The sequence below is a fragment of the Bartonella pachyuromydis genome, from assembly GCF_039543065.1.
GTDB classification, from domain to species: domain Bacteria; phylum Pseudomonadota; class Alphaproteobacteria; order Rhizobiales; family Rhizobiaceae; genus Bartonella; species Bartonella pachyuromydis.
The window spans coordinates 96,037-111,831 of sequence record NZ_BAABJA010000005.1; the positions used below are offsets into that span (position 1 = coordinate 96,037).

The window sequence follows — 15,795 nt, forward strand, 5'->3', positions numbered from 1 at the left end:
ACATATGAATTGCCCAATCATAATGACAACAATTAAAAGAAAGGGCCAGAGATGGTCAATTTAGGTGTCTTTGCACGTAAATTTTTTGGTTCAGCTCAAGAGCGACGTCTCAAAGCTCTTCGCCAAAAAGTTATAAAAATTAATGCATTAGAAGAACAATTCGTGAAATTAAGCGATGCGCAGCTCTGTCAAAAAACTGATGCGTTTCGTAAACGTCTCGCTAACGGTGAAACCGTTGATCTACTCCTACCAGAAGCTTTTGCAACTGTCCGTGAAGCAGCAAAACGTGTTTATGATATGCGTCCTTTTGATGTACAGCTCATTGGTGGAATGGTACTTCATGACTGTGGTATTGCTGAAATGCGTACCGGTGAAGGTAAAACATTAATGGCAACTTTGCCAATTTACCTCAATGCATTGGAAGGAAAAGGCGTTCATGTCGTGACAGTCAACGATTATCTTGCTAACCGTGATGCTGAAACAATGGGAAAAATCTTCGGTTTTCTAGGACTAACAACGGGCGTGATTCTCCATGACCTTGATAGTGATGCCCGTCGAGCAGCCTATGCATGTGACATCACCTATGCAACAAATAATGAATTGGGTTTTGACTATCTACGTGACAATATGGCCTTTGATCGTAATCAAATGGTCCAACGTGGACATCATTATGCCATTGTTGATGAAGTTGATTCGATTCTCATTGACGAAGCACGTACCCCCCTTATCATTTCTGGTCCTTTAGAAGATCGTACTGACTTTTACAACCTTATTGATACATTTATTCCCGCCTTAACTCCAGAAGACTATGAAATAGACGAAAAACAAAAAACGACAACCTTTACTGAAGTCGGTACTGAAAAAATCGAAAAAATGCTCGAACAAGCTGGATATCTTAAAGGTGAGAGCCTTTATGATATCGAAAATGTTGCTATCGTCCATCATGTCAATAATGCCTTAAAAGCTCATAAGCTGTTTGTCCGTGACAAGGATTACATTGTACGTAATAATGAAATTGTTATCATTGACGAATTTACTGGTCGCATGATGCCAGGACGGCGTTATTCTGAAGGACTTCATCAAGCTCTAGAAGCCAAAGAGCATGTTGCTATTCAACCAGAAAATCAGACACTTGCTTCTATCACTTTCCAAAATTATTTCCGTATGTATAGGAAACTTTCTGGTATGACTGGAACAGCCACAACAGAAGCCGAAGAGTTCAGTAATATTTACGGTCTTGAGGTTGTAGAAATCCCAACAAACTTACCCGTACAGCGTCTTGATGAAGATGACGAAATCTATCGAACAGCAGAGGAAAAATATCGTGCTATCGTCCACGATATTCGTCAAGCTCATGAAAAAGGGCAACCTATTCTTGTTGGAACAACTTCTATTGAAAAGTCAGAACAATTAGCAGAACGTTTACGAAAAGAAGGCATCTCCGATTTTAGAGTCTTGAATGCCCGTTATCACGAGCAAGAAGCGTATATTATTGCCCAAGCAGGAGTTCCTAGAGCTCTCACCATCGCAACAAACATGGCAGGTCGTGGTACTGATATACAGCTTGGTGGGAATGTTGAGATGCGTATCCGACAAGAATTACAGGATATGCCAGATGGAGAAGAACGGACAGCTAAAATTGAAGAAATTAAAAAAGATGTTAAACAACTTAAAGAAAAAGCATTAGCTGTTGGTGGTCTTTATGTCATCGCTACTGAACGTCATGAAAGCCGTCGTATTGATAACCAATTGCGTGGACGTTCTGGTCGTCAAGGTGATCCTGGTCGCTCAAAATTCTTCCTTTCTCTTCAAGATGACCTTATGCGTATCTTCGGTTCTAACCGTATGGATAGTATGCTGCAAAAGCTTGGATTAAAAGAAAATGAAGCGATTACCCATCCATGGATTAATAAAGCCCTCGAAAAAGCGCAGAAAAAAGTCGAAGCACGAAATTTTGAAATTCGTAAAAACTTGTTAAAATATGACGATGTCATGAATGACCAACGCAAGGTTATTTTTGAACAACGTATGGAAGTCATGAATGCAGATGATTTAACAGATATGATCGTCGAAATGCGTAATGAAGTGGTGGAAGATCTTGTAGAAGCCTATATTCCATCTGGAGCATATTCTGAAAAGTGGAATGTAAAAGCTCTACAAGAGGAAATTCACCAACTCTTTAATCTTGAGCTTCCAATCGAAACATGGGCTAAAGAAGATGGAATTGCCGAAGAACAAATTTTAGAACGCATATCAGATGCTGTTATAAAACTTGAAAATGAACGTATTGAGCGCTATTCCTCAGAAGTTATGGCTTATTTTCATAAAGCGATATTGCTTGAAACTATTGACACGTTATGGCGTGAACATTTAGTAAGTTTGGACCATCTACGTTCTGTTGTTGGTTTTCGTGGTTATGCACAAAGGGATCCACTCAATGAATATAAGACAGAGTCCTTTGAACTTTTTCAAAACATGCTGAGAAATTTACGCAGAATCGTTACTTCTAAACTCATGCGTTTTGAAATCATTCAACAACCCACAGAACCACTCATGCCTGTGCAAGCAGATGCTGATAACTTTGTTCCCAATGATCAAGAAGAAGCAAATACTTCTACCTTGTGGGCACGAACACAAGAAAATAAAATTGTTAACCCGAAAGACCGTGATCCTAACGATGTTACCACATGGGGAAAGGTTGGACGCAATGAACGTTGCCCTTGTGGTTCAGAAAAAAAATACAAACATTGTCATGGTGCCTTCGTTTAAAAAAACAATGAAGAAAATGAGTAAAAAGCGAAATTATGAGCAAGAATTACGCGCTGCAGGTTTGAGAGTAACACGTCAAAGACGCATTATTCTTGATATTTTGGCTGAAACAAATGACCATCCAAACGCCTTTGAAATTTTTCAGCGGGCTCACAAAATAGATTCGAGTATTTCGCTCTCAACCGTTTATAGAACAATGAAAACATTAGAAGGAAATGGAACAATTCATCGTCATAGTTTTAGTGGTGGGCCCTCTCGTTTTGAGCAAGCAGATGGCCAACACCATGATCATCTCATTGATGTGGAAACAGGGCAAGTTATCGAATTTCATTCTGATATCATTGAAAAATTACAAGAAGAAATTGCTAAATCCCTTGGCTATGATATTATCCATCATCGCCTTGAACTTTATGGGAAAAAAACAACTCTTGAGTAGCTGTTCTCACATATGTCACCAAAAACGTGCTTTATGAAAATCAGCTTTTCTACAAGTTTACTTTTAAAAATCTATAGTTTTCATTGGCAAGAAAGTTTTTCTGCTTTATGCAGCCTCTTTTATCTGATTGCTATAAGGCAACCAATTGCTCGCATTACAACAAAAATATTATAACAAATTAGGCCAATATTATCATGGTTTCTTTGCCAAAAGATCGCATAAAACAGCTTGAAAAGCGCTTTGAAATAATTGAAAGCCAAATGGCGAAAAACCCAAATGCTGAAACTTATGTGAAATTAGCTTCTGAGTATGCAGAACTACAGCCAATTGTTTCTTCCATACGAACACTAAATGCTCTTTACAGAGAAATCACAGAGCTTGAAACACTTATTAGCGATAAACTAACAGATACAGAAATGCGTCTTCTTGCCCAAGAAGAATTACCGTTATTATGTCAAAAAATGGAACAGCTTGAGCAAGAACTCCAGATTCTTCTTTTGCCTAAAGATGTTGCTGATGAAAAAAGTGCCATTGTTGAAATTCGCGCAGGAACAGGCGGTTTAGAAGCAGCACTTTTTGCTGGTGATCTTTTCCGTATGTATGAGCGTTATGCAGCTTCCCATAACTGGAAAGTTGAGGTTGTTTCACTTAATGAGGGAGAAGTTGGTGGATATAAAGAAATTATTGCCAGTATTTCAGGGAAAGGAGTCTTTTCTAAACTGAAATTTGAATCAGGCGTTCATCGTGTACAACGCATCCCTGAAACAGAGACCGGTGGACGGATTCATACATCTGCTGCCACCGTTGCTGTCCTACCAGAAGCTGAAGAGATTGATATTGAAGTTCGTCCAGAAGATATTCGCATTGATACTATGCGTGCTTCTGGAGCAGGAGGGCAGCATGTCAATACAACAGACTCAGCTGTTCGTATTACACATATTCCAACAGGGATTATGGTTGTACAAGCAGAAAAATCACAACATCAAAACCGTGCACGGGCGCTGCAGATTTTACGTGCACGCTTATTTGATATCGAACGACAAAAAGCGGAAAATGAACGTTCCACTTCTCGTAAAAATCAAGTCGGCTCTGGTGATCGCTCAGAGCGTATTCGTACCTATAATTTTCCACAAGGACGTGTCACTGATCACCGTATTAATCTCACTCTCTATAAGCTTGACCGCATTCTAGAAGGAGAACTTAATGAGATTATTCATGCACTCATAGCCGATCATCAGACAGCTCTTCTTACGGAAATGGATAATCATGAATGAATCCACATTCTCTCAACAATATTATCCGACAAACTCAAGAAAAACTGCGTGCTCAAGGAATTTCTGAAGCCAATCTTGAGGCAAAACTACTTGTTGAATGGATAACAAATACAAATACATCCGATAGAGTTCTACAACCAAATCTCTGCCTGTCTTTTGAGGAAATTGCACAATTAAAAAAAGTCATTCAACGACGCATTGCTGGAGAACCAGTCTACCGTATTATAGGGGCAAGAGAATTTTATGGTATATCTTTCGTACTCTCTCAAGAAACTTTAGAACCACGTCCTGATACAGAGACACTGGTAGATCTTGTTTTACCACTCCTCAAAAAACAGAGTGAAACATCAGAAAAAACAACACTATTGGATATGGGAACAGGAAGTGGTGCTATTGCTATTGCGATTCTTAAACAAGTTCCACAATCTTATGCAGTGGCTGTTGATATTTCTAAAAATGCCCTCCAAACAGCGACAAAAAATGCGAAGAATGTGGGTGTTATAAACCGTTTTAAACCTCTTCTTAGTGATTGGTTTGATTCTGTTACAGGTCAATTTGATCTTATTATTTCCAATCCACCCTATATTCCAGAAAGAGATATCCAAAATCTTGCCAAAGAAGTGCGACTCTATGATCCATTGCGCGCCCTAGTTGGTGGGAAAGATGGCCTTGATTTTTATCGAAAACTTTCTGCTAAAGCTGCAAACTACTTAAAAGCAGAAGGTTATGTTGCTGTCGAAATCGGCTACTCTCAAGAAAAAAAAGTTTGCGACTTATTCGAAAAAAATGGCTTTAAATGTTTAGAAATACGCGAAGACTTAAGCGGTATACCCCGCGCTCTTCTCTTTATATACAACCCTTAAAATTCCCAATCATCATCTGTCGTGGCAACTGCCTTACCAATGACATAAGAAGAACCAGCTCCTGAAAAAAAGTCATGATTTTCATCAGAGTTTGGTGATAAGGCCGCTAAAATAGCTGGATTAACACGGCAAACTTCAGGTGGGAAAAGAGCTTCAAACCCCAGATTCATTAAAGCCTTATTTGCATTATAATGGAGAAAAATTTTTACATCTTCTGTCAATCCAAGTGCGTCATAAAGATCTTCAGTATATTTGCATTCAATATTATAAAGATCAAAGAGCAAATTAAAAGCAAAGTCCTTAACTTCTTGCTTTTTATCCTCATCAAGTTTTGCAAACCCTAGTTGAAATTTATAGCCTATATAGTAACCATGTACAGCTTCATCACGAATAATAAGCCGAATAAGATCAGCTGTATTTGTTAATTTAGCACGGCTGGCCCAATACATAGGCAAATAAAAACCAGAATAGAATAAAAAGCTTTCTAGCAAAGTCGAGGCAATTTTCTTCTTTAGCGGATCATTCCCTTCATAACGCTCAAGAACTAATCTGGCTTTTTTTTGTAAATGGATATTTTCCTCTGACCATCTAAACGCATCATCAACTTCTACCGTGGAACAAAGAGTTGAAAAAATAGAAGAATAAGAACGCGCATGAACCGCTTCCATAAAAGCAATATTGGTCAATACGGCCTCCTCATGCTCTGTTATTGCATCAGCAAGCAATGAAATGGCTCCTACGGTATTTTGAATCGTATCTAAGAGAGTTAAGCCTGTAAAAACACGAATTGTAAGCTTGCGTTCTTCCTCCGTCAAACTTGACCATGAAGGAATATCATTAGAAAGTGGGACCTTTTCTGGTAACCAAAAATTTCCAGTTAAACGGTTCCATACTTCAAGATCTTTCTCATCATGCAATCTATTCCAATTGACAGCGCAAACAACAGGATTCTTGGTTGTAATCTTTGTCATATAATTATCTCCTATAGACTACACGAAACACAGCCATCCACTTCCGTTCCACTCAACGCTACTTGCCGCAGCCGTATATAATAAATGCTCTTTATCCCCTTTTTCCAAGCATAAATTTGTGCACGGTTAATATCACGTGTGGTAGCAGTATCCGGAAAAAACAGCGTTAATGAAAGACCTTGATCAACATGCTGCGTAGCAGCAGCATAAGTATCAATAATTTTTTCTGGACCAATCTCATAAGCATCCTGATAAAAATTCAAATTTGTATTATCCATGTAAGGAGCAGGATAATAAACACGTCCAATTTTTCCCTCTTTACGAATTTCAATCTTTGAAGCAATTGGATGAATAGAAGAGGTTGCGTGATTAATATAGGAAATAGAACCCGTGGGGGGAACTGCTTGCAGATTGCGATTATAAAGCCCGTATTCAATAACTAAATCCTTGAGTTCCTGCCAATCCTTTTGATCTGGTATAGTAATATTATTCCGTGCAAAAAGCTCTTGTACAAGTGCAAATTGCGGCTTCCATTCTTTCTCAATATATTTGGCAAAAAAACGACCGTCTGCATAAGCTGATTTCTCAAATCCTGCGAAGATTTTCTGACGCTCGCGTGCGATTAGATTAGAAGCACGTATTGCATGATAGGTTACTGTATAAAAATAAATATTGGTAAAATCGATCGCTTCTGGAGACCCATAATAGATTTGCTCATGCGCTAAAAAACCATGCAAATTCATTTGCCCCAAACCAATCGCATGGCTTTCAGCATTGCCTTTGGCAATGGAGGGTACACAAGCAATATCACTCATATCGGAAACAGCTGTAAGAGCACGAACAGCAGCTTCCACTGTTCGCCCAAAATCAGGACTTTTCATTGCTTTTGCAATATTCATGGAACCAAGATTACAAGATATATCACTTCCAACAGTGCGATACGTTAAATCCGTCTCTAATTCACTTGCCTCACTCACCTGTAAAATTTCTGAACATAAATTGCTCATACTTATACGCCCAGCTATCGGATTGGCTCGGTTAGCCGTATCCTCAAACAAAATATAGGGATAACCTGATTCAAATTGAATCTCTGCCAAGGTCTGGAAAAAAACACGCGCACTTATTTTCTTTTTACGAATCCTTGCATCATCAACAAAAGAACGATAATGCTCTGTCAAAGAAATATCGCTAAAAGGCTTCCCTGTAACGCGCTCAATATCATAAGATGAGAATAGATACATATCCTCATTATTACGCGCAAGCTCAAAAGTAATATCGGGAATAACAACACCAAGCGAAAGCGTTTTAATTCTGACTTTCTCATCAGCATTCTCACGCTTTGTATCCAAAAACTTCATAATATCTAAATGATGTGCATGTAAATAAACAGCACCAGCCCCCTGCCTTGCACCAAGTTGATTGGCATAAGAAAAAGAATCTTCCAAGAGTTTCATCACAGGTAAAACACCTGAAGATTGGTTTTCTATCTGCTTGATCGGAGCTCCCGCTTCCCGCAAATTTGTTAAACAAAGCGCTACCCCTCCACCGCGCTTTGAAAGCTGTAAAGCTGAATTAACCGAACGGCCTATGGATTCCATGTTATCCTCAACACGCAACAAAAAACACGATACCAATTCGCCACGTTGTTTTTTCCCCGCATTTAAAAATGTCGGTGTTGCAGGTTGAAACCGTCCTGTAATAATTTCATCTACAAAAATCTCAGCAAGAGCCTTATTGCCCTGTGCTAAATATAAAGAAACAAGGCAGACCCGGTCTTCATAACGCTCAAGATAGCGCTTCCCATCAAAAGTTTTCAGTGTATAGCTGGTATAATACTTAAATGCGCCTAAAAAAGTAGGAAAACGAAACTTAAACGCATAAGCACGCTTAAAAAGCTTTTTGATAAAAGAAAAATCATAAAGCTCAAACAAATCTTTTTCATAGTAACCTTCTTCTATTAAGTAGTCTATTTTTTCCTTCAAATTATGGAAAAAAACCGTATTTTGGTTAACATGCTGAAGAAAATATTGCCGCGCTGCAAGTCTATCCATATCAAATTGGATATGACCATTTTCATCATACAGATTAAGCATGGCATTCAATGCATGATAATCCGTGATCTGACCTGTTTTTTGTGATTTTTCTATACCAATTGTTTCCAAAATCTTTCCAATCCCTTTTTTACACAAACAACATCTTCATCAGTTCCACGCAGCTCAAAACGATAAAGGCAAGGCACAAAACATTTTTCAGAAATGATCTTGCTTGCTAAATTATAATAGCGACCAAAATTACGATTCCCACCGCCAATGACACCACGAATAAATTTGCGATTCTCATTTTCATTGAGGAAATGAATAACTGCTTTTGGCACAGCTCCCCTTCCTTCACCATCTGCATAAGTAGGAAGAACCAACACATAAGGCTCACCAACCAACACAGACGGTTTTTTCTTATCAATTTTGAAGAGTCGTTGCCCTACCTGTGAAACAAAATGTTCAGTATTACCCGTAGCACTCGAATAATAAACAATAAGTCCCATTAAATACAAAGACCACTAATCATATCTGGCCTAAAACCAGACCAATGATTTTCACCACAAACGACGACAGGAACCTGACGATATCCCAAAGATTGAACAAAACTATATGCTTGTTCATCGCGGGAAATATCCACAATACGATAATTAATACCTTTAGCATCAAGGGCACGACGTGTAGCATCACATTGGACGCAAGATGGTTTGCTATAAATAGTGACCGGCATTTTCTTCAACTTTCATAATCTTAACAAATTAACCCTAAAAGGGTTCATTCTTAACTTTATAAATACTCAAGGATAACAAAAAACAGAAATCGTACGCAAACACATACAGCTGTACTCTTTATTCAAATAATACATAGCTTCCTGAATAGAACAGAAGCCCCCATCAAATAATTTTAAAATTATGATGAGAATAAATGATCATTCTACAACTTAAATGGCACAGCCCCCCAGTTATAAAATAATCTTTTGTTTGCATTACAATTCCCTCCTACTGTCTAAAAAACTAACGCCCCCAGCCACTGTTTTCCAATAGCTTAGTTTTACTCTTATGACAAAAATCAACTTACAAAAACGAAAGGAAATTCTTCCAAAAGAGACCTCAGCCAAAACATTACTCTACTCTTGGCCAATAAACTCTTCTACAATCACATTGGAAATAACTTAGATACCAAACGAAACACACTATACCCTCACTTGTGCTTATTTAGAATCACCAATCATTTTGATACTATATATAGTATACACACTCTCTCTTTCGTCAAGGAAAATTCAATCATTATTTTTAATTTTCCACGATCTTCCCACTAAAATTCTCAATACCCACAACAATGTAATAATATAACGCTTTATTGACAAACGTTATATTATTACATATGTTCTATATGATAAATAATTAAAGATGGTCATGAATTATGGATCTGCATTTTGACGATGCAACTTTAGGCTATGGAAAAAGAATAGCAATAAGAAGCTTTTCAGCAAAGTTAAAAGCTGGCTCGTTGGTAGCAATAACGGGTGATAATGGTGCTGGAAAATCTACGCTTCTAAAAACTATCGCAGGCTTGATTAAACCTCTCACAGGTAGAATTACAAAACCCAAAAAAAGTCGGATTGCTTATCTTGCTCAGCAATGTGACATAGATAAAACATTTCCAATTGATGTGAAAATGCTGGTAAAAACAGGACTGTGGTCTTTTTGTGGATTGTGGAAAAATCAACGTCCTTATTTCTCTAAAATTCAGCATGCACTTGAAATGGTTGGGCTTACAGCATACGCCAACCATCCTCTTGATACACTGTCGGGTGGACAGTTACAACGCGCTCTCTTTGCACGTATTATTGTACAAGACGCCGATATTATCTTACTCGATGAACCTTTCAACGGCATAGATTATAATACCCAAAAGGACCTTCTTGCCTTGATCGCACATTGGCAACAACAAGGACGAACAGTTCTTACAGCACTCCATGATACTCTCATTGTGCAAAAATGTTTTCCTCAAATGCTTCATATTAATCAACAACATGCTTTTTATGGAAAAACACCTCAATTCTTCTGCGATAACATTCATCACATTATGTCATCTCTCACACCCAGCTCTCTTCATATCAGCACATTAAAACAACATTTTCCTCTCAATGATTCTCACTTTATAGGGTTGTAGATACGTGTACGCATTTTTTCTTGCCCCCTTTGTTGACTTCCATTTCATGCAAAATGCTCTTATCGGTTCAATCCTTCTCTCCATAAGTGCTTGTCCTGTTGGTGTATTTCTGATGCTACGTGGCATGAGTTTAACAGGAGATGCTATATCCCATGCCATTCTTCCTGGTGTTGCGGCAGCTTTTCTTTTTTGTGGATTTTCACTCATCTCTATGACACTTGGTGGTATTTTTGCTGGCATCATTGTTGCTTTAGCAACTGCTCTCATTTCACGAAATAGCTTTCAGAAAGAAGACGCATCTATGACAGTCTTTTATCTTATTGCACTCGCAACAGGTGTCATTATTGTTTCCCTGAAAAACTCAACAATTGAACTGCTTCATCTCTTATTTGGCTCAGTACTTGCACTGGATACACAAGCCCTCTTACTCATCACCACTATCATGCTGATTACAATATGCAGTCTTTGTATTTTCTGGCGCGCACTCGTATTAGAAAGCTTTGATCCTCTCTTTTTTAAATCGCTTTCTCCATTAAGCAAATATGTCCATATATCATTGCTTGGACTTGTCGTATTAAATCTGGTTGGCGGTTTCCAATCACTTGGAACATTACTTTCTGTTGGCATTATGATGATTCCAGCTATTACTGCCCGTTTTTGGCTCTCGCGTTTGGGGCCTATCTGCACACTTTCCACTCTTTTAGGAATCATTGCTAGTGTATGTGGCCTACTGCTTTCTTTTCATCTGTCACTTCCTTCCGGTCCTGCTATTATCATTGTTGCGGGATTTATTTATCTTTTTTCCTGCTTTATCAGTCCACGTGGGTTTATTGTGGCATGGTTTCCCCATCTATTTTGTATGTTTCTCCCTCGTTTAAGGAAATAATGTGTCTAAATTTATTCAACAATTGATTCTACTTGGAACTCTCTTATTGTTTGCTCTTTTTCCATTTTCTGCTGTTGCGCATAATGTGCAGAATAAGATTCAAGTTGTCGTGAGCTTTTCTATTTTGGCAGATTTAGTAAAAAATGTAGGCGGCAATCATGTCTCTACAACTACTTTTATCGGACCTAATGCAAATACCCATGCTTATGAACCATCCCCCCGAGATGCCCAAGCTCTTAGAAATGCTGATATTATTTTCATCAACGGGCTTCATTTAGAAGGATTTATTGACCGCCTTATCACTGCAAGCGGGACAAAGGCGCTTCTTGTCGAAGTGAGTACTAGCATTTCTCCCCTCAAAATAAAAAATCAAGAACAGAGTGCCCAACAATATCACCACAACAGCTATATTGATCCACATGCTTGGCAAACTATCCCCAATGTTGAAATTTATATCAAAAATATCGCTGCTGCTTTTTGTAAAATCGATCAACCATCCTGTACAAGCTACAACAAAAATGCTGAAATCTACCTCCAAAAGCTTAAGGCAATGCAAGAAAAACTTAAAACAAAAATTGCCATTATCCCAAAAGATCAGCGTATTATCATCACATCTCATGACGCTTTTGGTTATTTTGCTAAGGAATATGGTTTTACTATCCTTGCTCCGCAAAGTGCTTCAACAGAAGCGGAAGCAACACCAGCTGATGTAGCAAAACTTATTAAACAAATTAAAACCAATAAAGCAACAGCACTGTTCATTGAAAATATTTCCAATCCGCGTCTTATAAAACAGATTGCAAAAGAAACAGGTCTAAAAATCGGTGGAATATTGTATTCTGACGCATTGTCAAACGAAAATGGCCCTGCTGCAACTTATCTCGATATGATGGAACATAACGTGAATACTATTATTAACGCCATTACAAAACATTAAGAAGCATTTTACAAAAAAATGAACAAACCTTGGTTATTAGAAGAAAAAACAATTCTTCAAGGTGCTTTATAATTCCCCTATTCCATAAAAAATGGTTTACTTTGTCGTTTTTACATAACCCTAAAATGACATTTATGGAAAATTTTTTGATATAAAAATATATATTTGACCAGATGCTAAACAGAAAAAGCTTAAAATCTATGAAAAGTTAAAATTATTATAGAAGTTATCTAAAACGCATCAACAAAATCTATCATCAAGTAACAAAATACTTTCTCATCGTTTTTAAAATATTATCCTCAATGATGATCAATAAATCTTTCACAAACAAAATATCATTTATGCTTGAATTCCCTTTCTTGTTTTTCAAATTTACTCAATATACATTGATGTATCCGTGACAGAAGCTCACTCTGTAAAAAACGTAATTGTATTTTGTTTTAAAATTATTTTTGCTCCTAAAACTAATACTGTCTACGTAATAATTTTTCTGTTTTTATGCCTAAAAATGCCCTACAAAACATGATTTAGAGTTGTATAAAAATACTAAAATAAGTTGTTTTACAGATAAAAAACATCGTCAAAGTGCCTAAAGAAATTTCGCCAATCCTAAAATCACGGCTCATCATTCCTTAAAACGGATGATTTTAACGTCATTTTGGAGACTATACCAGAAAAGTTTTGGATGATGATAAGCTCTTAAACAAGTTTTAAAATCTATTTTAATAAAGTCTCTTTCAAATGAAAGACGCATAATTTACCTCAAACTTATTGTTCAAAAGTTACACAACAACCCACACAGAAAATAAACGACTTTTTCTTGAAAAAATAAATCTGAATACTGTAAAATAGCCACAATTGAATGGCATTTACTGTTTATATTCTTAGGCTTTCTTACTGCTTTACTCAAAACCTTTTTGTTTTTAGCAAATGCCACAGGACAGTACCCCGTTAACGTACTATAGCTTTCATAAAAGAAAACAAGTAAGTCTAAACAAATTCGTTTGACCTTTTGGTGCTTCCTGTTTAAATGAACCAACCTACTTCTGAAACAAAACTGTCATGGCGTGTTCATGTATAATACCATAAATCTAGGGAAATCTACGTTCCATTACTTCAAAAAGGGGGGAACCATGAGTCGTTTTTATTTTTCTATAGCAGCGTTTGCAATTACTATTAGCATGGCAACAGCGGGATTTGCGCAAACAAAAATTAGCTTTTGGCATTCTATGAGCGGCGAGCTAGGAAAACAAACTGAGCGTTTTATTAACGACTTTAATGCCAGTCAGTCTAAGTATAAAGTTGTGCCTTCATTTCGTGGTGAATATGAAGAAGCTATGGTTTCACTCATTGCAGCATTTCGTGGAAAGCAACAACCCGTTCTCGCCCAAATCTATGAAATTGGTACTGGGACCATGATGGCTGCAAAAGGTGCCATTTATCCCATTTATCAACTTATGGAAGATACAAAACAAGAATTTGATTCTACAGATTATTTGCCTGCTATCAGTGGCTATTACTCAGATGTTCAAGGGCGAATGCTTTCTATGCCATTCAATTCTTCAACACCAATCCTTTATTATAATAAGGATATCTTTAAAAAAGCAGGGCTTGATCCAGAACAACCGCCTAAAACATGGCAAGATATAGAAAATTTCTCCAAAAAAATTCTTGAAACTAAAGCAGCAAGCTGTGGCTTCACAATGTCTTATGCAGCCCAATGGATTGGCATAGAAAATTTTTCAGCATTGCATAATGTTCCCTTTGGAACGAAAGAGAATGGTTTCGGCGGACTTGAGGCAAAACTTACCTTTAACGGGCCTTTACAAGTGCGTATGTGGAGCGACCTTAAAAGATGGTCTGACCAAGGCATTTTTCGCTATGGTGGTCCTGCTGGAGCATTAGATGCAACACCAATGTTTATGTCGCAAAATTGTGCAATCTTTATGCAATCTTCTGGCTCTCGTGATGGAATTCTATCTGAAGCACAGTTCAAAGTAGGATTTGGTATGCTGCCCTATTATGCTGATGTAAAAGGTGCTCCACAAAATTCAATTATTGGTGGTGCCTCTATTTGGGCTTTGAAAGGTCATACCCCTGAAGAATATGCTGGTGCAGCTGCTTTTCTTAAATATCTCTCCAGAGCAGATAATCAAGCCAAATGGCACCAGATAACAGGTTATCTTCCAACAACAAAAGCTGCTTATGAATTGAGCAAACAACAGCAATATTACGATAAAAATGTCAGTGCAGATATTGCAATTAAACAGATTAATCTTAACCAACCAACTATTAACTCAAAGGGCATAAGATTTGGTAATTTACCACAAATTCGTTCCATTCTTGATCAGGAATTAGAAGCTGTCCTTAGTGGTTTAAAAACACCAAAAGATGGATTAGATGAAACCGTTGAACGTGGCAATAAGCTTTTACGTGAATTTGAAAAATCCAATCATTAGAGTTTTATTTTTAATCATTAATGATCAAAAAGTTAATCAAACAGTTTAATCTTTTTATTCGTTCACTTTTAGAAAGTTTCTGTGTGTAAAAGAGCCTTATGGATGCAAGAGAAACATGCATATTTCAAAAATAGTTTACTCTCTTATTGGCTGCTGTTTCCTCAGCTCATTGTGACTTTTTTGTTTTTCTTTTTGCCTGCTGCCCAAGCAATAAAGTCATCTTTTGAGCGTGAGGATCCTTTTGGTTTTTCGACAACTTTTATTGGTTTTGAAAATTATATAAATATCCTCTCTGATTTTGCTTATCTAAAGTCACTGCTCACCACCGCAATATTTTCTATTTCGGTTACTGTTGTTTCAATGACAATGGCTCTTCTTTTAGCTGTCTGTGTTGATCGTGTCATTCGTGCAAAAAAGGCTTATACAACGCTTTTTCTCTGGCCTTATGCTGTCGCTCCAGTATTGGCAGGTATATTATGGTTGTTTATCTTCCATCCAATCATCGGAATTATCCCTGTTCTGTTGGAAAAAATCGGTATTATATGGAATTATCGCATTAATGGTACACAAGCAATGGTCCTTATTGTGATTGCAGCAAGCTGGAAACAAATCTCCTATAATTTTCTCTTTTTTCTAGCTGGGCTCCAATCTGTTCCACGTTCCCAAATAGAAGCAGCAGCAATTGATGGTGCAGGTCCCTTTAAACGATTTTGGACTGTAGTGTTTCCACAAATTTCACCGACAACCTTTTTTCTTTTTGTTGTCAATATTCAATATGTCATGTTTGATACATTTGGTATCATTGATAATATCACCTCTGGAGGTCCTGCACGTGCAACAAGTACTCTCGTCTATAAAATCTATGATGATGGATTTAAAAACCAAATAATAGGTGCATCAGCGGCACAATCAACAATATTAATGTTGATGGTGATTGTTTTAACGTTTATCCAGTTTTGCTGGATTGAACGCCGCGTACAATATTAGGA

At 37.4% G+C, this 15,795-nt stretch carries 13 protein-coding genes; 9 read left to right on the forward strand and 4 right to left on the reverse strand.

Features of this window, described 5'->3' with window-relative positions:
- Positions 1-51: 51 nt before the first annotated feature.
- The 4 genes from secA to prmC all read left to right on the forward strand — a co-directional run bounded on the left by secA (position 52) and on the right by prmC (position 5,342).
- Positions 52-2,769, forward strand: a complete 2,718-nt coding sequence (gene secA, locus ABD917_RS05090) for a preprotein translocase subunit SecA (protein ID WP_345119018.1) — start codon at positions 52-54, stop codon at positions 2,767-2,769.
- Positions 2,708-3,205: a Fur family transcriptional regulator gene (locus ABD917_RS05095; RefSeq protein ID WP_345119019.1), complete on the forward strand. Its 498-nt coding sequence runs from the start codon at positions 2,708-2,710 to the stop codon at positions 3,203-3,205. The genes secA and ABD917_RS05095 overlap by 62 nt, the downstream gene beginning before the upstream one ends.
- A 194-nt stretch (positions 3,206-3,399) precedes the next feature.
- Entirely contained in the window at positions 3,400-4,479 is a 1,080-nt protein-coding gene (gene prfA / locus ABD917_RS05100) for a peptide chain release factor 1 (RefSeq protein ID WP_345119020.1), read from the forward strand.
- Entirely contained in the window at positions 4,476-5,342 is an 867-nt protein-coding gene (gene prmC / locus ABD917_RS05105; RefSeq protein WP_345119021.1) for a peptide chain release factor N(5)-glutamine methyltransferase, read from the forward strand. The genes prfA and prmC overlap by 4 nt, the downstream gene beginning before the upstream one ends.
- On the opposite strand, the gene nrdF is transcribed toward prmC, so the two are convergent.
- Genes nrdF through nrdH form a run of 4 tightly spaced genes read right to left on the reverse strand, consistent with a single transcriptional unit; the run spans position 5,339 to position 9,079 of the window.
- Positions 5,339-6,313, reverse strand: coding sequence for a class 1b ribonucleoside-diphosphate reductase subunit beta (gene nrdF / locus ABD917_RS05110; RefSeq protein ID WP_345119022.1), 975 nt, complete (start codon positions 6,311-6,313; stop codon positions 5,339-5,341). The genes prmC and nrdF overlap by 4 nt on opposite strands.
- A gap of 11 nt (positions 6,314-6,324) precedes the next feature.
- Positions 6,325-8,475: a class 1b ribonucleoside-diphosphate reductase subunit alpha gene (nrdE, locus tag ABD917_RS05115; RefSeq protein ID WP_345119071.1), complete on the reverse strand. Its 2,151-nt coding sequence runs from the start codon at positions 8,473-8,475 to the stop codon at positions 6,325-6,327.
- On the reverse strand, positions 8,457-8,855 hold the full coding sequence (nrdI, locus tag ABD917_RS05120) for a class Ib ribonucleoside-diphosphate reductase assembly flavoprotein NrdI (RefSeq protein ID WP_345119023.1): 399 nt from the start codon (positions 8,853-8,855) through the stop codon (positions 8,457-8,459). The genes nrdE and nrdI overlap by 19 nt, the downstream gene beginning before the upstream one ends.
- The gene (gene nrdH, locus ABD917_RS05125) at positions 8,855-9,079 is read right to left on the reverse strand and encodes a glutaredoxin-like protein NrdH (protein WP_345119024.1); all 225 of its coding nucleotides are present in this window, start codon (positions 9,077-9,079) and stop codon (positions 8,855-8,857) included. The genes nrdI and nrdH overlap by 1 nt, the downstream gene beginning before the upstream one ends.
- 692 nt (positions 9,080-9,771) lie before the next feature.
- On the opposite strand from nrdH, the gene ABD917_RS05130 reads away from it, so the two are divergent.
- The 5 genes from ABD917_RS05130 to ugpA all read left to right on the forward strand — a co-directional run bounded on the left by ABD917_RS05130 (position 9,772) and on the right by ugpA (position 15,793).
- The gene (locus ABD917_RS05130; RefSeq protein WP_345119025.1) at positions 9,772-10,524 is read left to right on the forward strand and encodes an ABC transporter ATP-binding protein; all 753 of its coding nucleotides are present in this window, start codon (positions 9,772-9,774) and stop codon (positions 10,522-10,524) included.
- A 4-nt stretch (positions 10,525-10,528) separates the two neighbouring features.
- On the forward strand, positions 10,529-11,410 hold the full coding sequence (locus ABD917_RS05135; RefSeq protein WP_345119026.1) for a metal ABC transporter permease: 882 nt from the start codon (positions 10,529-10,531) through the stop codon (positions 11,408-11,410).
- Position 11,411: 1 nt separating this feature from the next.
- The gene (locus tag ABD917_RS05140) at positions 11,412-12,347 is read left to right on the forward strand and encodes a metal ABC transporter solute-binding protein, Zn/Mn family (RefSeq protein WP_345119027.1); all 936 of its coding nucleotides are present in this window, start codon (positions 11,412-11,414) and stop codon (positions 12,345-12,347) included.
- A gap of 1,133 nt (positions 12,348-13,480) precedes the next feature.
- Positions 13,481-14,806: a sn-glycerol-3-phosphate ABC transporter substrate-binding protein UgpB gene (gene ugpB, locus ABD917_RS05145; protein WP_345119028.1), complete on the forward strand. Its 1,326-nt coding sequence runs from the start codon at positions 13,481-13,483 to the stop codon at positions 14,804-14,806.
- A 102-nt stretch (positions 14,807-14,908) separates the two neighbouring features.
- Positions 14,909-15,793 (forward strand): sn-glycerol-3-phosphate ABC transporter permease UgpA, encoded by an 885-nt coding sequence (gene ugpA / locus ABD917_RS05150; protein ID WP_345119029.1) that lies wholly within the window; start codon positions 14,909-14,911, stop codon positions 15,791-15,793.
- Positions 15,794-15,795: the final 2 nt, after the last annotated feature.